This is a genomic window from Leuconostoc citreum (genome assembly GCF_004354555.1).
GTDB classification, from domain to species: domain Bacteria; phylum Bacillota; class Bacilli; order Lactobacillales; family Lactobacillaceae; genus Leuconostoc; species Leuconostoc citreum.
The window spans coordinates 80446-97744 of the sequence record NZ_PUFH01000005.1; the positions used below are offsets into that span (position 1 = coordinate 80446).

General features: G+C 36.1%; 17 protein-coding genes and 1 pseudogene. 11 read left to right on the forward strand and 7 right to left on the reverse strand.

Annotated features, from left to right (window positions below; translation table 11 throughout):
• Positions 1-7: 7 nt before the first annotated feature.
• The 5 genes from C5L21_RS04750 to C5L21_RS04770 all read left to right on the forward strand — a co-directional run bounded on the left by C5L21_RS04750 (position 8) and on the right by C5L21_RS04770 (position 2496).
• Complete coding sequence (locus C5L21_RS04750) at positions 8-325, forward strand: hypothetical protein (protein WP_085699268.1); 318 nt, start codon at positions 8-10, stop codon at positions 323-325.
• A 2-nt stretch (positions 326-327) separates the two neighbouring features.
• Entirely contained in the window at positions 328-621 is a 294-nt protein-coding gene (locus C5L21_RS04755; protein WP_040177028.1) for a holin, read from the forward strand.
• Between the two features lies 1 nt (position 622).
• Complete coding sequence (locus C5L21_RS04760) at positions 623-1498, forward strand: peptidoglycan amidohydrolase family protein (RefSeq protein WP_085699267.1); 876 nt, start codon at positions 623-625, stop codon at positions 1496-1498.
• A 254-nt stretch (positions 1499-1752) separates the two neighbouring features.
• Entirely contained in the window at positions 1753-2151 is a 399-nt protein-coding gene (locus C5L21_RS04765) for a fluoride efflux transporter FluC (protein WP_040177025.1), read from the forward strand.
• The gene (locus C5L21_RS04770; RefSeq protein ID WP_004903627.1) at positions 2152-2496 is read left to right on the forward strand and encodes a fluoride efflux transporter FluC; all 345 of its coding nucleotides are present in this window, start codon (positions 2152-2154) and stop codon (positions 2494-2496) included.
• Positions 2497-3222: 726 nt separating this feature from the next.
• On the opposite strand, the pseudogene C5L21_RS09605 reads toward C5L21_RS04770, so the two are convergent.
• The 3 genes and pseudogenes from C5L21_RS09605 to rarD all read right to left on the reverse strand — a co-directional run bounded on the left by C5L21_RS09605 (position 3223) and on the right by rarD (position 6615).
• Positions 3223-4302, reverse strand: a pseudogene (locus C5L21_RS09605) (type I restriction endonuclease).
• 1080 nt (positions 4303-5382) lie between these two features.
• A complete protein-coding gene (locus tag C5L21_RS04780; RefSeq protein WP_004903626.1) occupies positions 5383-5643 on the reverse strand; it encodes a SemiSWEET family transporter in 261 nt (86 codons plus the stop codon).
• A 78-nt stretch (positions 5644-5721) separates the two neighbouring features.
• A complete protein-coding gene (gene rarD / locus C5L21_RS04785; RefSeq protein WP_085699266.1) occupies positions 5722-6615 on the reverse strand; it encodes an EamA family transporter RarD in 894 nt (297 codons plus the stop codon).
• Between the two features lie 179 nt (positions 6616-6794).
• On the opposite strand from rarD, the gene C5L21_RS04790 reads away from it, so the two are divergent.
• Positions 6795-7817 (forward strand): SGNH/GDSL hydrolase family protein, encoded by a 1023-nt coding sequence (locus C5L21_RS04790; RefSeq protein WP_085699265.1) that lies wholly within the window; start codon positions 6795-6797, stop codon positions 7815-7817.
• Between the two features lie 26 nt (positions 7818-7843).
• Here the strand turns inward: C5L21_RS04790 and C5L21_RS04795 are convergent, their stop codons facing one another.
• Positions 7844-8875, reverse strand: coding sequence for a lactonase family protein (locus C5L21_RS04795; RefSeq protein WP_004904700.1), 1032 nt, complete (start codon positions 8873-8875; stop codon positions 7844-7846).
• 121 nt (positions 8876-8996) lie between these two features.
• On the opposite strand from C5L21_RS04795, the gene C5L21_RS04800 reads away from it, so the two are divergent.
• Genes C5L21_RS04800 through C5L21_RS04810 form a run of 3 tightly spaced genes read left to right on the forward strand, consistent with a single transcriptional unit; the run spans position 8997 to position 13529 of the window.
• Entirely contained in the window at positions 8997-10163 is a 1167-nt protein-coding gene (locus C5L21_RS04800) for a metallophosphoesterase family protein (RefSeq protein ID WP_085699263.1), read from the forward strand.
• 1 nt (position 10164) lies between these two features.
• Positions 10165-12555: an ATP-binding protein gene (locus tag C5L21_RS04805; protein WP_085699262.1), complete on the forward strand. Its 2391-nt coding sequence runs from the start codon at positions 10165-10167 to the stop codon at positions 12553-12555.
• A 14-nt stretch (positions 12556-12569) separates the two neighbouring features.
• Positions 12570-13529, forward strand: coding sequence for a 3'-5' exoribonuclease YhaM family protein (locus C5L21_RS04810; RefSeq protein WP_085699261.1), 960 nt, complete (start codon positions 12570-12572; stop codon positions 13527-13529).
• Between the two features lie 47 nt (positions 13530-13576).
• Here the strand turns inward: C5L21_RS04810 and C5L21_RS04815 are convergent, their stop codons facing one another.
• Genes C5L21_RS04815 through C5L21_RS04825 form a run of 3 tightly spaced genes read right to left on the reverse strand, consistent with a single transcriptional unit; the run spans position 13577 to position 15217 of the window.
• Positions 13577-14488, reverse strand: a complete 912-nt coding sequence (locus C5L21_RS04815) for a peptidylprolyl isomerase (protein WP_004903610.1) — start codon at positions 14486-14488, stop codon at positions 13577-13579.
• A 54-nt stretch (positions 14489-14542) separates the two neighbouring features.
• The gene (locus C5L21_RS04820) at positions 14543-14782 is read right to left on the reverse strand and encodes a hypothetical protein (RefSeq protein WP_004903608.1); all 240 of its coding nucleotides are present in this window, start codon (positions 14780-14782) and stop codon (positions 14543-14545) included.
• A 9-nt stretch (positions 14783-14791) separates the two neighbouring features.
• Entirely contained in the window at positions 14792-15217 is a 426-nt protein-coding gene (locus C5L21_RS04825; RefSeq protein WP_004903605.1) for an HIT family protein, read from the reverse strand.
• 68 nt (positions 15218-15285) lie between these two features.
• Between C5L21_RS04825 and C5L21_RS04830 the strand changes: the two genes are divergently transcribed.
• Together C5L21_RS04830 and C5L21_RS04835 are read left to right on the forward strand one after the other, a co-directional pair.
• Positions 15286-16020, forward strand: a complete 735-nt coding sequence (locus C5L21_RS04830) for an ABC transporter ATP-binding protein (protein WP_085699260.1) — start codon at positions 15286-15288, stop codon at positions 16018-16020.
• Positions 16017-17279, forward strand: coding sequence for an ABC transporter permease (locus tag C5L21_RS04835; RefSeq protein WP_085699259.1), 1263 nt, complete (start codon positions 16017-16019; stop codon positions 17277-17279). The genes C5L21_RS04830 and C5L21_RS04835 overlap by 4 nt, the downstream gene beginning before the upstream one ends.
• Positions 17280-17299: the final 20 nt, after the last annotated feature.

The following is a 17299-nucleotide window of genomic DNA, read 5'->3' on the forward strand; positions in this document are numbered from 1 at the left end:
GAATGTAATGAGTATTGATAGTGTTATTATAGGTGCCTTTTTTGGCTTTGCGGGTACCTTTGTCACGGGGTGGCTTAAGAATAAAACAGATACTGATAGTAATCGCTCAAAAGAGAATTTGTCAGTATTAGAACATTCTGGAGACTTTGCTAGGCAACTTAGTGAAGAGTTACGTGACAAAGGTAAATTAGTTCAGGAGATTGGTGAGCAAAAGAGTCAAATAAGCGAATTAAAACGTGAACTTGAAGTAGCAAATAAAAATATAGAAGAACTGATTGTTGAGATTAAAGCATTGAAAGCAAGTAAGAAAGTAAAGGAGCAATAACGATGGATTTAATTACATTTTTCAATAGTATGACTGCAACTGTGTATGGGTTTATTACAATCATTACTTGGGTCGCCGTTCAGGCAGTTAAGCAGACAGAAATCAATAATAAATGGTTACCATTGGTATCAATTTTGATTGGTACTTTGGTTGGCTTTTTAGCAGCTATGTATATCTATTCGACAGATGTAGGATTAGGCGCTGCCTTTGGATTTATTTCAGGATTTGCAGCTACAGGATTGAACGAAGTACTAAATCACTATGCATTTAGTCCAATGAAAGAAGAGGGGAAATAACATGGCATACGATGTAAATACAGCTTTACAAGTAGCGCAATCATATATTGGACGTGCAACCTACAGCATGGAGTGGAACGAACGTGACGGACAAGATATTGGTGGCACACTAGGCTTTGACTGTTCTGGTTTCGTTTATCACGTATTGAACCACGCTGGCGCATGGGACGATAGTTATCTGGGGCGAGCACATTACACAGGAACACTAAAATCAGACTTAGAAAAAGCCGGGTTCATCGAGGTTGACGGTGATAATGTTTCTGCTGGTGACGTGTTCTTATGGGGCACTAACTATGGCGCAAAGGCTGGCGGTGTGTCACACACTGGTTTATTCGCAGATGACGGTGTTAATATTATCGACAGTTCATGGTATACAGCTGGTGCAGTGAATGGCGCGATTAACATTCATGGCCACAATGCTTATTGGGCGTTAGATAACCAGCCTGAATACCATTTCTTCCACTATGTCGGCGGTGGAGCGCATGACGATGTTGTGCAAATCAACAATTCATGTACAGCACCAACAGAACCAGACCAAAATCTTGAAGTTGGTTCAAAGGTTAAAATACCTGGTAACTTCATTCTTGACGATTTAGTTCAATATAATGGCGGTTGGTACGCAGTCAACAACGCTATTTCATTAGCACCAGTTGACTACAGCAATTACATTCCAGTCGGTCCATTGACTGAAACAGATGATAATAGCATTGCAACAGCTCGACAAGACTTTGAGGGTGTAGGTCAATCTTACTTCTCATTTGGCGGTCAAGTGTTCGATGTAACTGATGTTGATGAAGATACTGATAGTGCATGTGTAACTATTGGTGGCGAACCAGTTTGGCTTAAAGCAGGTCCAATGACAGAAGTACAAAATTAAATAAACTAAAACACCCAACTGGATAATCTGGTTGGGTGTTTTTTATTTGCATAAGCTAAGTTTGTTCGAAATACCTACAATATGATATACTTACAAAAGCCTAGTAGTTGGTTACTCCCTCTTTAAGTTATGATAACTACTAGGTTAGCCCACACTAATTTGTGGGCTTTTTTGTTTGAATATAAATTAATGTGGTAGAATAAGTCTATCAAGACACCCTTTATTTAATCAGAGGTTGAGGGGAAATATTTATAATGAAAAAATTAAAAGAAAATGCAATTTTAACTGGTTGCATTTTAGTATTTATTGGTGGTGCATTCGGCGGAATATTTCGATTGCTTTTGACACAGATACCATATATTGGTAGCAGTCCATGGGTGATCGTTGCAATAAACATCGTAGGCTCTTTTTTACTTGCATATCTGGGGTCAAGGATTTCAGAAGATGATGAATACTCTTTGAGTATCAAGACGTTTGTAGGAACAGGCATTATTGGTGGTTTTACAACTTTTAGTACGTTTATATTGCAAATTAATGAACTGCTCAATAAAAATTATATTATTGCGTTTATTTATGTTGTCCTTAGTCTTTTATTAGGTTATATTGCTGTCCTTTGTGGAAAGTACTTAGGAAAGCGAATGAGGAATCAGTAAATGAAATATTTTTATCTATATATTGGTGCTGCTGTAGCATCAGGATTAGGATCGTTAATTAGATATTTGATTATTAGCTTCACGCCAGTTAATAGAAAACTGTTTACCGGTGTTTTCTGGGTTAATATGATGGGAGCATTTTTAATGGGATTGCTATCTGTGACGGTGTTATCTAATGAATGGCGTATTTTTATCGGTACAGGGCTAATTGGCGGTATCACAACTTTCAGCACCATGATGACGCAAGGGGAACAGCTGGTTACTTTGAAACAAAGGTCGATATATTTTTTGTCAACCTTATGCTTAGGGATATTCTTATTTCTTATTGGTGCGCAACTTAAATAAAAGGGCTCCTATGATGTAAATAAAAAAACAAACCGACTGTCTGACCAGTGACTTAGTTTGTTTTGTACGCCTATGTACTTTGGTTTGTGTCTGGAGCCAAAAGTGGATCCATGTGATTTTTGAACAAGTCTAAACATCAGTTTTCATAATGCTTTGGTGAAAAAGGTTATTGGTACGCTATCTCCTTTAGACTATGTTCTACATTACAAATTCATGAAAAAAACGTTGAGATATCAACGTTTTTTTCGTTAAATTAAAAGCGTGGGCAAACTAGTGGGGTAGATAAATTGTGTCAAAGATGGTGTAAGACATTTTTGATGCATTAAGAGTAAATTACCATGTTAATAAATTTAAAATCTTATTAGCGATTTTGATTCGTAGAACATCTATGAGTTTAAATTTTTATGGATTAATATCTTTGGTTCTATTTAAGTTTACTGACTCAATAGCTGCTTTTCGCACCAGAGGAAATATTTTGGATCAGAAATACTTTCACTAAAAGAGTATGATTCTTGTTTACTGATATTAATAGTATATTTTCTACCTAAATCATTACATCAAGGTTAAATATTATTCTTATATTTGTCTAAATGCACTAGTGTAACTAAAACCATGGATTTTCGAATAAGTAAAATAAAAAACCAATTTCAAAAAATGGACTACATTAATATAATATAGTGCACACTTTTTTAAACTGGCTTATTTTAGAGGATAATATTTATTTGTTTACACGTACTGCTGAGCAACTGCTATAATTTTGTCAGAAAAATTAAGTAAGTCTACCGGATTGTCAAATTCAATTTTGGTATTATTACCATCATTCAAAATAACCCATGAGTGAACTGAATTAAAGAAAGCTCTCAAAACCCATTTTCTGATATTATTATCGATGAGGACATTAAAATATGCTTTATTATCTCGATAGAATACGCGACTAGTTTTCAGCGTGTTTCTCAATACAGCTTTGGCAATGGTATATACTTCTAATTCTTCCGAAGTAGTGACAATTTCGTTTTTTATTGCTTCGTCTACGTTGTTATCATCGATGTTTACAACTACAGAAGTCGGCTCTTCCGCAGTTTTTGTAGAGTCTAAAGCATGGCTCAAACGTTCATTAACGCGTTCATTAATTAAGGCCTGAATACCTCTTCCAACCATTGGTCTAAATTCATCTAGTACTCGTGCATTTTTTTGACCTTCATAGCCAATTTCGTTTAATACAATACGCACGAAGTCATCACTTGGGTTAACTATCTGTTGGGTGAAGAATATTGATATTTGACTGACATATTTTAAATCAGATGCTGTACTTTATATTTTATCTGAATCAAAGTTATCTTTAACGAATTTGAATAGTTCGTTTATTTGATTGTCTTTTATATTTGACACATGAATGGTCAAAAATGGATTCGAGTCCATAATGTTTGGTTTATCTAAATCTGTGAAAAACCTATATTCATCACCATTTGTTAAAATAGAAAACTTGGCGTCTGTTACATTAAAATAACGATGTAATTGTGATGAATGATTGTTTAAATCAGAACCTAGTTCTTTTGCTTCTACTAACATAGCTATTGAATTATTAAGTTGTATTGCGTAGTCCACTCGCTCACCTTTTTTAATACCAACATCTGCAGTGAATTCTGGTATGAATTCTGTTGGATCAAAAATATTATAGCCTAGATTCATGAAAAAAGGCATAATCAAAGCATTCTTAGTTTGTTCCTCGTTAGATATTTTATCTGACAAGTTTTCCACTGTAGCTGAAAGTTGCTTTGTTCTGGCGACAAAATCTTGTTTTTCCATCTATTCTCTCCTAGGCTTTTTATTGTGAACGCTTGGCACATAAATGTTCGTCCGAACAAATTTTAATTAACTACATCATCTTGAATTAACCAAGAACTTAAAGTGAATTTTACGGAAGTAGCTTTTAAACTTAACGGGATTTTCACACTTTGAATTATATTATTGTGTTGCAAGATAAAAGTTTAAATGATGTCAGCTTACATTTTTTGGCATAATTCAGTCCCATCCTTGACATCTAAAATTGTAATACCAATAATTTTCTCATTAGTGCAATGCCTTTACCATTATTTAATTTGTCATCAACATCGGTGGTTGAAATAGCTGTAGTAGGGATAGAAGTGCTACTAGAAATAGAATTTGATTTTGACAGATACATACGCTCTGGCTATGTCAGCAGTACCTAAAAGTGAGTTAGAATTTTCATATTTAATAGATGAATTGTTTCCTTTTATGTTTTTCCAGAAGCAGGATTTGCTTCTGAACTTAAAGATGGTTCATTTTCGAAATCAGATGTTGATGGTGAAGCTGTCATGTTTTTTATTTTTTGAAAAAGTGATATCATTGGTTGCTACCACTGCTCGATTAAAAACAATAATTTTACAAAAAAGGAATTAGAATTTTTCGTTTACTGACACTATCTTGCATTTTTTATTTTATCAATAATAACAATCATTAATAAAACCTACAATATAATTGACGAAATAATCTAAATAAGAGATAATACTTTTTCCATGTTTTCTCTCTTGCAAAAAACTTTAGTATGATTACTTAGTATATGCTTCTATTTTACTACTTTAAATTTATTATATGCTCATATTACGTTACTTTTTAGCGTGACAGAGAATTTCAAACATGTCAACAGACTTATTATAGTAGATTAATGTTGCTATATTTTTCGTACTTACTAAATATGATGAGTAATTTGTTTAGTTAGTAGGTTTATGGAAATTTTACGTTATTTAACTTCCTATTTCATTTTAGTTATTGGCTGTGACATCGTTCTTTTTACAGCTTATATGGTAAAACTCAAAAAAAACACTAGTTTACCAACTAGTGTTCACAGACTTGATTGAATTTAATTTATAATGCAGTCCAAAATGTAATTATACCGAAAATGATACCCGGAAAGTTTGCCGCTGCTAACGGTAAATCACGTTTTTCTTTGATTAAGCCGTAGATTACCCAAAGCGTACAATTAATGCCAGCAACTAAAGGTTGAATAGGGTTACCCTTGGCACCTGATAAATTATTAATAATTTGTGGGACATAGGAAATATACATCATAATTGACATCACAGTTGCAGTCCAACTTAAATATTGCACTAATTTTTGGTTTCGCATTGATTACCTCTTTCGTAAAAGTATATAACAAATTGTCTGAGAAAATCAAATGCCAAAAAATAACCAAATGGATAACAATCAATTAGAGGTGAGCTGCTTTATTTTTTTTGCTTTGTGCAGACTACCAGTAACAAAAATTAAGATACCGACCCAAATAAAAACAAACACAATCGCTTTATGCCAATCAAAATTTTCGTGTAACACAAACACCGCTAGTAAGAGTTGAATTGAAGGGTTCATATATTGAATAAATCCTAATGTGATAAAATCAGTATTCTTAGTGGCAACGGCAAATAATAGTAATGGCAAGACCGTAATGACGCCGCTTAGAACGGTTAACGCTGTTATTTGAACGCCACTGTTAATAATATGAAACGGCGAGCGCATGATATATACTAGAGCAATAGGCGCGACAAACATTGTTTCAAGAGCTAACGATATTGTGGCAGGTAGGGGCACCTGCTTTTTAATCAGACCATAAAAACAAAAGGAAGCCGCCATCAAAAGTGTATTAATGGGCAGAGAGCCTGTTTGAATTGTTAAAATTAACACACCGACACTAACAAAGGCCAACGCAACTAAATTACTACGAGACAGTCTTTCATGCAGAAAAATAACTGCTACTGCGACGTTCATGAGCGGCATAATATAGTATCCAAGACTGGCTTCAGTTGCTTGATGGTGTGTGACCATATAAATATAAATAAACCAATTAATTGAAATAAGTCCAGAACTTAAAATAATCCAAATTAGTTGGTGGCTGTGAAAAAGTTTTTTGGTAATTTGAAAAAGACGTGACCAACTTTTTTGATAGGTTATGACAAGGCAGATGGTCACTAAAGACCAAATGATACGATAAGCTAGTGTATCCATTGCGGGCACAGCGTGTAAGAGGGCCCAAAAAACACCTAAAACGCCCCATAAACTATAAGCCAGAATGGCTGCGCTGATACCTAAGCGTTTTTGTGACATAATATTCCTCCTCGCACATAACATGATAATTAATATAGTAACATGATATAAAAATTAAAAAAAGCTTAGTAAATATTCTGATAAGATAATTAAACCTTGCTTAGCCATGTGATATACTTTAAAAGTATTGAAGCAGTTATGCTGTGTTAAAAGATAATGGATATTTTAGGAAGTTAAGTATGTTAATTAAAACATATCAATTGGCGGCTACTGTCGAACAACAAGTACGCATTAAATTAATAGCTATCGAACCAATTATAGGGACACTCACTGTCAGACAGCAGAATTGGTTAGTTAATCAACTATTCACTGATGCCACAAGTGATATAAGTACAGCAATAGCGTTAAACTTATTAATTTTATGGAACACTCATGACATAGAACAACTTAAGCTGAATTTAATTGCACAATATGCGACGCAAGCTAAATTAATAAGGCATTTATTACAAGATGTTAGACGTCATCTGGATGAGCTCATTTTGTGGCAAAAAACAGCAAGCGGTAGTCTTATAGATGTACAATTAGTGACAACATTGGCAAAAATGCCAATTAGTAGCAATAAAACAGTTGGTATCATCGGTGATAGTGTCTCGTTTGGCTTAAAAGCAACGACAAATTACGGACAGTATATTCAACGTGCGACTGGATCAGGCGTACAAAACTTAGCGATTTCTGGTGCACATTTATCAGACAATGGCTATAACAGTATTTATCAGCAAGCGCAACGCCTAGAGAAGGCGCAATTATATATTTTTCAAGGCACTGATGATGATTGGTTAGCCAATGTGCCAATTGGCAGTTTAACTGACAAGCCAAATGAATCTTATCTTGGTGCCTTCTATCATACGATTAAAGTGTTAAAGCAAAAGAATGCTTCATCTAAAATTTTAACGCTCACACCAACATATCAAGTGCCGGTCAAAGGAAACAAGGTGAGACGAACAGATGAAACGCGCAACAAACTCGGACACAATCTACATGATTATGTCCGAGCTCAGATACAGGCGAGTTATGTGCTTGATATACCTGTAGTTAATCTAATGCAAAAAACATTATTTAATCCTGCAGATTACCAGTTTCGTCAGTTATACATGCCAGATGGGTTGCACCCTAACGAGCGCGGTCATCGTATTATTGCTAAAGAAATTGCTACGGCATACAATTATTATTTCATTTTATCTGAGAATAAAAAAAGTAACTGACGCTCAGTCGTCAGTTACTTTTTTAATTAATATTCAAAGGTGACACGTACGCCTTCAGGAATTGTAAAGTCTTTTTGAAGTAAGCTAAGCTCACCACTGCCACTGTCACGTGCAAATAATGACACGTTGTCTGTATCTTGGTTGGCAACGACTAGAAAGGCTTCATCTTTGTCCCAATTCATATCACGTGGGAAAGCCCCCTCGGTACTGATTAACTGAATGCGTTCAATTTCTGCACCCTCGTTGACCACTTTAAACACTGCCACAGAGTTGTGGCCTCGGTTAGAAGCATAAATATAACGACCATCATGGCTCAGACGTAATGCGGCAGCACCATTATGTTCTGTCCAGTCACTAGGAATAGTAGAGGCGGTCATGACATGTTCAAAAGTACCATCTTCACTGTTATATTTTAAGACACTTAGAAGACTTGATAATTCACCAAGTAAATAAGCATACTGGCCATCTTGAGAAAAGCGAATGTGACGAGGGCCAAATCCTTCATCTGTTTTAAATCGCGCTTTTTCAGTCAATTGACCTTCTGCTGTGACATCAAATGTGATGACTTCATCTGTGCCTAAATCAACTGCAACTAAGCGATTATCCGGTGTGAGATTGGCAAAGTGGATATGTGAACTTGTTTGCTCTGGTCGAGGGCCAGAACCGTTGTTTTGCCAAGTATCAACATGTGTCAAACGACCATCTGCATTAATTTTATAAGATTCAACGGTACCGCGGTGATAGTAACCAGCAAAAAGTAGTTGGCGTGTTTCATCAATCCCAATGTATGCTGGGGCAGAGCCTTCCGTGAGCTGTGTGTCCAACTCGGCTAGAGGTCTTGCTGTATTGTCGAGTGTCACGACACCGCCTTGACCATCACGATTTTCAACAGCGTAAACTTTGTTAGCTTTTGAAATAGCAAGATAGGTAGGGTTCGTTAATTCGCCGATAAAGCTTGCGTTTTGTAGCTGTTTCGTTTCTGTGTTGAGTTCAGCCTCATACAAGCCTTGTGAGACACGCTTTGTATAGGTTCCAAATAAAATTTTATAGATTGCCATGTAATCTCTCCTTAATAAAGTTACCTTTATAATAGCATAATTGTAAGGGGTTTCACAAGTTGAGAAACTGATTTAAGTTGCGTATAATAAAATAGACGAACAAACGTTCAGAGAGGCGATTATGAAATTTATCCATGCAGGCGATATACACTTAGGCAATCCATTTATTGGTTTAGATGCACAATTACCAGATAACTTAAAGCAACTCGTCCAACAGTCAACGCATCAAGCATTTATGAAAATGATTAATGACGCTTTAACTGAAAAAGTTGACTTATTATTGTTACCGGGTGATTTTTATAGTGCCTCAGAAAGTAGTCCGCGACTACAAGAATTAGTACAATCAGCCTTTTTAAAGTTAAATCAAGCTGGTATTCAAGTTTTTTTAAGCTTGGGGAATCATGATTTTGAAGCCAACACATCCCAACATTTGCCGTGGCCTGAAAATGTTTACATTTTTGATCAACATGTTGAGACAACATATCACACGACAGCATCAGGTGAAAAAATCGCAGTTACTGGGTTTAGCTACCAATCGCAGCGACAAATGACGCCAGTCATTGATGAATTTCCTACTAGAGATCAGGCTGTTGATTATCATCTTGGTATGTATCATGGCGCTGTCGGTGCTACAGGCGAACCATACGCACCCTTTAAAGTGACCGACATGTTGGAAAAGGGTTATGATTACTGGGCTTTAGGCCATATTCATGTTCGTCAAACTTTAAATACTAGACCCTTTATAGGCTATTCTGGTAGTATTCAGGGGCTTAATCGCAAAGAAGTGGGACCAAAAGGATACTATATAGTGGATGCTGCCAATCAGTTGCGCCCAATCTTTCGTGAAGCAGAAACAATTTTGTGGGATAAGCTTCAGCTTGAAAGTGTCAAGAATGAAGATGACTTGCAGGAAATGATTAACCATTATAGGACTGGGACGCAAAAAAACACTTTCCTATCCGTTGAATTGTTAAACGTACAAGATCAAGTGCTACGCGCTAGGATTGATAGTGGTATAGTTCTTGAAAAAATCCGTGAACATTTACCAGAGCAAGTTTGGGTAGTTCGTCTGACAATTAGAGATACTGAGCTTCGAGCTTTTCCAAAAGATACGATTGACCAAGCGTATTGGTTGCGCGCGCTAGAAGATATATTGACAGAATTTAGAGTTAACGATTATTTATCTGATCAGGTGCCGTTAGTATTACGTGAATACTTTATGACTCATGAAGGAAAAGAATTATTAAAACAAAAAATGGTTCAGCAACTTAATGAAGGAAAGGGTTAAGATGTCTATGAAAATCAAACGCATTCAGATTAATGGCTTTGGTCGTTGGTCCCAAAAAACTTTTGATTTTGTTAGTGATTTTCAAGCAATTGTTGGCCAGAATGAATCTGGAAAATCGACACTGCGTGCATTTATGGTGAGTATGTTATTTGGTTTCCCAACGAAAAAAGGACAGACAAATGTTTACACGCCAAAAGATGGCAGCAGTTATGGTGGTAGCATGGTTGTTGACTTTTTCGGTCAAAGCTTTGAAATTAAACGAGTAGGGCGTGTTAAATCCGTTTTAACGATTAAAAGTTTAGCAGATGATCAATTCGTTGAGACACCAGAAAAATGGTTAGAGGAACAATTAGCCCCGCTGGATAGGCAAATGTTTGACGCTATTTTTAATTTTAGTCAACAGGATTTAGCACAAATTAGTCAATTAGCGGTGCCTGACTTAAAACAACTGTTACTCAATATTGGGGCACCAGGTAGTAACTACTGGTTGAAAATTGCCCAACAGATTGACAAGGAAGCATCTCGGCAATATACGCAGCGTAAAACAGGCCAACGCGCTTTGAATATTTTAGCTAAGCAGTATAATCAGCAACAAGTGATATTGAATGAAAAATCTAAAGATGTTGTGCTGTATGTTAATCGCCAACAGGCAATCACTGATCAACAAGCAACAGTAACAACACTACGTAATGCTATGTCAGCATTAGATTCAGAGCTTCAGCAACAACAAAAACTAATCCAATCTTTTTCGTTATTTGAAGCCGCACAAGCTATAAAAAGCCACTCAGTAATAAGTAAGCGCATTATTTCTGAAACAGATATGTCAGAATTTAATCGATTGCAAGCTTTGGACAATATTGCGATACAAAAAATTGCGCAATTAAAAGAACAAATTACCGACAATAAGCCATCTGAACAAAAAATAACGTTTATGGCAGATGATGTTAATAAACGTCTTAAAAGAGCTCAAGTCGTTATGCAGCGTATGACGCTTTTGCTAAATAGTCGCAATGATTTAGTCAAACAGCAACGAGCATTGGAACGACAAATTGGGGGACAAAATTTACCATCTCTTATTACTGTCAGCGAACAAAAGATGATTAACTACCCGAAACAACAAATTTTATTTTTGGGTATATTGACGGTTATTACTGCAGTGATTGCTTATTTTCTAATTAAGCCTGCTTTAATCTTACCGCTTCTTATTGGCTTGTATACTGGGTATAAATATTGGGTTAGCCAACACGCCATAGGGGTTGTTCGTCATCGCTATGCCAATTTACCAATTGAAACAATCCAAGGTATGCAAGGGGCCATCAAATCTTATCCGCAAACCAAACAACAAATTTTAGAAATTGACAAGGGTATTAGTAAACAGTTACAGCAAGCGATTGTTGATTTAGAGCCGGCAATAGAGCAATTACAGTTATCTGTTTCAATAAAAACTATTGATGATTTAGAATTTGCCTTGATTGATATTCAGCAAGCCTTTAATCATGCACAATTAACACGTAGTAATAGCACTACCCTGCGCGTTCAGCAGCAGCAACAATTGCTCAGGGAAATAGCAGTATATGAAAAGCAGCACGAAGAACATGTGCACGATTTGTATGCGCTATATGATAAATATGATGTTGCTAATGCGGATAATTTTAAATTGTTATATCATGACCAACAATCGCAAACGCGTCAGCAACAACGCTATTCTGATATGATGAATCAACTACCAGTAGAACAACAGACGCAGTTTACCAAGATTAAAAATAGCTCTGAATTAACAATCAAACAGCGCACATTGGACAGTAAAAAAGCTACCCTACAAAGCGACATAGTAGTAGCTGAAACGAAGTTATCAGATTTAAAAGCTGAACAACGTAAGCTTATTAACGAAGATCAATTTGCGACATTACAACAAGATTTTATGAACGAGCAAACCGCATTAATAGCGCAATTTGGTGGTTATTTAGCAGAAAAGCTCACTGGTAAATGGATTACACAGGCTTTAACATTAGCTTCTAAAAACCGTTTACCGAAGATGCAAGCAATCGCTGTTAACCTTTTTTCAAAATTGACAAATGAACGTTATACAAATATAAAATTTTCAGGAGATGATATTGTTGTTGTGACGGCGGACCATCAAGCATTTAACATTGTTGAATTGTCGACAGGCACACAAGAGCAACTTTATGTTGCGCTAAGACTAGCATTGAGTCAAGTTATAGCAGATGTTGTGTCGGTGCCAATATTAATTGACGATGGTTTTGTTAATTTTGATCAACAACGTCGTGACAACATGATAATAATCTTAAAATCGTTATCAACAAATCAACAAGTTTTTTATTTTACAACAGAACGCTATCATCATGATCAGCTTAATGTGTTAGACTTGTGAGAGAGGACATACAAATGGCTAAGCTATTAACGGAATATCAAGACAATGAACATATTGATACGTTTACATTAATCAAAAGTGCAGATGTACGCCTAACTAAAACTGGTAAGACATATCTTAGCTTAGTTTTTTCAGATAGATCAGGGGATCTACCAGGCAATTTATGGGATGCAACTGAGATACAAATTAATACGCTGATACCAGGAACCATTGTTAAAATACAGGGTGTTCGCGGCGCATATCAAGATAAACCACAAATTCAAATTACCAGTATACGAGTATCTGAATCGGGAGAACCTAGCAATCCTGCTGATTTTATGACCCATGCGCCAATAAAAGAAGATGTCATGCGTGATGAATTAGCAGATATCATGTTAATGATTACGAACCCAGTATGGAATCGTCTATTGAGAAAGCTATTTTCAGCTGCCCAAGATGCCTTTTTACGTTTTCCAGCTGCAAAAATGAATCATCATGCTTTTGCTGGTGGTTTAGCTTTCCATTCGCTTTCAATTGCGCGTTTAGCTCAAAATATTGCAGCACAATATCCCCAAATTAATAAAGAACTGCTGCTGACTGGCGCGTTGTTACACGATTTAGGGAAAACTATTGAATTATCTGGGCCAATTGCGACACAATATACTGTTGAAGGTAACCTGATTGGTCATATTGTCTTAATTGATGAACAAATTGTTTTAGCTGCTAATGAGCTGCATTTTGATCTTCATTCAGAAGACATGGTGGTGTTACGGCATGTCGTGTTAGCTCATCATGGTTTATTAGAGTATGGTTCTCCTGTTAGACCAGCGCTGCTCGAAGCGGAAGTACTACATCAGTTAGATGAATTAGATGCTAGCATTCAGATGGTGACTAGCGCGTTAGAAAAAACAGAAGAAAACAACTTTTCTGAACGTGTTTTTGGGTTAGATAATAGACGTTTTTACCGCAGTCATTATAATGTAATAGATAAATAAAAAAGCTAGGACTATTGATTAATAGCCTTAGCTTTTTTATTTATTGTTTATTTCTTTGCTTTTGATAGCCCAGCAGTTAGATAAGCATTCAAAGCATTCTTTAATTGTGTATCTTTCACACTAACATTTTGCTTACGTAAGATTTGACCAATGATTTCTTGTATTTTAGCAGTGTTCTTTTGATCATTTAAGAATGATGTGACAATTTGTTCTGATAACTTATTGCGGACACTGTTCATGCTTGGTTTATTAGTTGTTTTATTTAGCTGGATGACGTAGAAACCACCATTTGATCCTGTAACAGGGGTAGTTGTATAATCACCAGTTTTTTCAATTTTAAATGCGGCCGTTTGAATAGCTGAGTCGACACTCGTACTTGTTGAATCGAAGGCAGGTAACTGACCATTTTGTTTAGCGTATGTTTTGTCTGTAGAATATTTCTTGTAAACAGTTTCCCAACTGTCACCAGACTTTAAAGCATCAATAGCTTTTTTAGATGAATCTTCATCTTTGGCTGTAATCAATGAGACCGTTGTATCTTGATGATAATCCTTATAAGCTTGTTCGATTTGCTTATCGCTTACCTTATAATTGGCTTTCACAGCTGCTTTCATAATCAAGTTATTTTTAATATTATTCTTGAATTGTGATTCGTTTGTATTGTTTGAAGATAATACAGATTGGAATGAATCACCATATTGTGCCTTCTGTGTGTCAAAAGCATTTTGGACGTCTGACTTAGAAACATTACCACCGTATTGTTTAGCTAAAACCTTGTTAATCACTAAATTGGCAAATTCTTGCTGGCCAGCAGGAGACTGCTTTAAGTCAGCCACGAATTCTTTTTCAGTAATTTTACCTGAATCCGAAGTCATAAGTGTTTTTGAGGAATTAAATCCAAGATAAATCAGGCCGCCACCAAAAATAACGATGATCAGCCCCCAAATAAATTTGCGCATAAGATGCTTCCTTTTCTGATTAGTATCCTGTCTATTTTAACATAAAACAGGGAACTACGCCTGGTACTTTGACAATTCAGCGTTTAAATGATCAGAAGCTTTTTGAATGCGGTCTAGGTGTGGTTTATTTTTGAAATTCATTTTCTCAACGTCAACTTGAATGTCGTCACGCACTTTAGTCAGGTGGTCTAATTGTTGAGACAATACCTGCTGTTGCTTGGTTAGCTGTTGCAAAAGTTGCATCATTAACTGAATTTGTTTGATGAGCTGTTTAATATCATCAATTAATTTCATAATAGCCTCCTAATTCAATTGTTTTGCAATGTCGTCAGCAATTTTCTGGTAGCGTGCGGTAGAAAATTGCTCGCTGTTATCGATTGTTGGGGCAAGAGTGCCAGATAAACCATCATCATCAAAACGCGGGATGAGATGCCAATGCGAATGTAAAACGGTTTGACCAGCTGATGCACCATTATTAGATTGAATGTTGATTCCCGTTATTTTGGGGTTGCTTGCCTTAATGGCACGTGCTATCATAGGCAACTTTAGTAGCACATTTTCTGAAGTGGTCGTATCATAATCAAATATATCTGATACATGATTTTTTGGTACGACTAGTGTGTGTCCTGGTGTCACTTGAGAAATATCTAAAAACGCTAAAACAGTATCATCTTCATAGACTTTGTAACTTGGAATTTCACCAGCAATGATTTTATCAAAAATATCCATTATAATCTCCATTCATTTTGTTACTTTCATTATACCAAATATGGTGTTATGCCTGTTATAATAGTTTTATGGGATTAAAAGTTGACAATTTATCTGGTGGTTACGCTGGAAATCAAGTGCTAAAAAATGTGTCATTCACAATTGAAGATGGTTGCATTGTCGCATTAATAGGACTAAATGGTGCTGGTAAATCGACCACCATTAATCATATTATTGGTGAACTACACCCGCAAAGCGGCCAAATTACTTTAAATCAGGTTAATATTGTTGAAGCACCAACCGCATTCAAGTCGCAGATTGCCTATATTCCAGAGCAGCCTATCTTATACGATGAGTTAACGTTAGCCGAACATCTACATCTTTTATTGGCAGCGCATGGGCAAGACAATGATAAGTCTTGGGATCGTGTCAGTAGACTCCTGAATATGTTTCGTCTGCAAGACAAACAACATTGGCTACCAATTCATTTTTCTAAGGGCATGCGTCAGAAAGTAATGCTGGTGTCAGCATTTATGCTAGAGGCACCACTTTTGATTATTGATGAACCTTTTCTCGGATTAGATACGTTGGCGCAGCGCGATGTCGTGACATTGATTCGTGAGCAAGCACAGTTGGGTCACAGTGTTTTAATGACAACACATTTATTGGCCTCGGCTGCCAAATTTGTTGATCAATTTGTGGTATTAAATAACGGTCAGGTTGACTTTGTAGGGACACCATCAGCATTAGCAGATAAATATCAGTTATCTGTGGCAAATTTGGACGATTATTTTGATTTGGTACGGAAAGAAACTGGTGCATGATGGGGAAGCAACTATACTATCAGCGCTTTAGGCAGGCACAAAAAACCACAATTAAGTATTTAAGATTACTCTTTAATGATCATTTTGTGATTTTTCTACTCATCGCTTTTGGTGCTGGGGTGTTAGGCTATCGCGAAGTGATTCAGCGTGCGAACTATCAATTTTTATGGCATTCAGATTGGACACGTTTACTTATTGCTGTTTTATTGTGCTTTGGCTTGCAATTCGGTCAGTTAATCACTTATTTTAAACCAGCTGATAGGTTATATTTGCTTGGAAATGATCACATGGTTAGTCGAGATTATTTACAGCAAGCTGTTACTGTCAGTTTTGCATTTGCTATTTTGTGGCAATTGGTTGCAATTAGTTTTATATTGCCAATACTGTTTAAAATGCAATTACTCACCACAGTAAAATTGGCTAGTTTATCATTGTTTTTATTCAGTTATAAGTATAGCTTACTCTTGTTAGCGCGCGAAAAATTGTTAATGAAACCAAGGTTGTTTATTAATGGCTTCGTTCAAGGATTGTTACGTACTATCGTTCCGATAGTTATCATTTGGTTGATTTTAGTCATTGGTGACGGCGGATTGATAATTTTTAGCCTTGTTTGGGTAATCTGTGTTGTTATGTTAGCTATGTTTTTGCATGTTAATGATAAGCAAAGTCAGCAATTAGCAATTGATTGGTTAACCAGTATTGCGCAAGCGCAGGTACATGAACGACGTATATTACATTTTTATGCCACGTTTGCTGATGTGCCAACACAAACTTATCAGGTCAAACGGCGTAAATATCTTGATTATTTTTTAAACCGATTGACAAAACGACGAGATATGATGTATTCTCTATATTTGTTGCGTTTGGCACGTGGCACAGAATTATTATCTTTAATTTTGAGATTAACCATTGTTGGCGGTTTACTCATTGCTGCATTATCAACAGCACCAAAATGGGTTATTCTGTCTATTGCAGGATTGATGCTTTACTTAGTGGCTTTTCAGCTGTTACCATTATTTCGCGAGACTGAACAAAAAAAGTGGACACAAATTATGCCAATAGCTATTCAATCAAGACAACGCGCTTTTAGGCAACTGAATCGACATTTAATGATTATGGTAGGCGGCGTATTCGTGCTTAGTGCCATTAGCCAAGGATGGCTGATGATGAGTTATATTTTAGGTGTTTTAGTTATCATTGGTGTTGCACTTGACCGTATTTATCTGCCTAAACAATTAAAAATGAAAAGAAAACTGTAACAAAAAGGGTTACAGGGAGG

Excerpts from the sequence above, each read along its gene's own strand:
- rarD (WP_085699266.1), bottom strand. The coding sequence starts at position 6,615 with ATGTCACAAAAACGCTTAGGTATCAGCGCAGCCATTCTGGCTTATAGT.
- C5L21_RS04800 (WP_085699263.1), top strand. The coding sequence starts at position 8,997 with ATGAAATTTATCCATGCAGGCGATATACACTTAGGCAATCCATTTATT.
- C5L21_RS04750 (WP_085699268.1), top strand. The coding sequence starts at position 8 with ATGAGTATTGATAGTGTTATTATAGGTGCCTTTTTTGGCTTTGCGGGT.
- C5L21_RS04770 (WP_004903627.1), top strand. The coding sequence starts at position 2,152 with ATGAAATATTTTTATCTATATATTGGTGCTGCTGTAGCATCAGGATTA.
- C5L21_RS04780 (WP_004903626.1), bottom strand. The coding sequence starts at position 5,643 with ATGCGAAACCAAAAATTAGTGCAATATTTAAGTTGGACTGCAACTGTG.
- C5L21_RS04835 (WP_085699259.1), top strand. The coding sequence starts at position 16,017 with ATGATGGGGAAGCAACTATACTATCAGCGCTTTAGGCAGGCACAAAAA.
- C5L21_RS04830 (WP_085699260.1), top strand. The coding sequence starts at position 15,286 with ATGGGATTAAAAGTTGACAATTTATCTGGTGGTTACGCTGGAAATCAA.
- C5L21_RS04820 (WP_004903608.1), bottom strand. The coding sequence starts at position 14,782 with ATGAAATTAATTGATGATATTAAACAGCTCATCAAACAAATTCAGTTA.
- C5L21_RS04755 (WP_040177028.1), top strand. The coding sequence starts at position 328 with ATGGATTTAATTACATTTTTCAATAGTATGACTGCAACTGTGTATGGG.
- C5L21_RS04795 (WP_004904700.1), bottom strand. The coding sequence starts at position 8,875 with ATGGCAATCTATAAAATTTTATTTGGAACCTATACAAAGCGTGTCTCA.
- C5L21_RS04815 (WP_004903610.1), bottom strand. The coding sequence starts at position 14,488 with ATGCGCAAATTTATTTGGGGGCTGATCATCGTTATTTTTGGTGGCGGC.
- C5L21_RS04760 (WP_085699267.1), top strand. The coding sequence starts at position 623 with ATGGCATACGATGTAAATACAGCTTTACAAGTAGCGCAATCATATATT.
- C5L21_RS04810 (WP_085699261.1), top strand. The coding sequence starts at position 12,570 with ATGGCTAAGCTATTAACGGAATATCAAGACAATGAACATATTGATACG.
- C5L21_RS04765 (WP_040177025.1), top strand. The coding sequence starts at position 1,753 with ATGAAAAAATTAAAAGAAAATGCAATTTTAACTGGTTGCATTTTAGTA.
- C5L21_RS04825 (WP_004903605.1), bottom strand. The coding sequence starts at position 15,217 with ATGGATATTTTTGATAAAATCATTGCTGGTGAAATTCCAAGTTACAAA.
- C5L21_RS04805 (WP_085699262.1), top strand. The coding sequence starts at position 10,165 with ATGTCTATGAAAATCAAACGCATTCAGATTAATGGCTTTGGTCGTTGG.
- C5L21_RS04790 (WP_085699265.1), top strand. The coding sequence starts at position 6,795 with ATGTTAATTAAAACATATCAATTGGCGGCTACTGTCGAACAACAAGTA.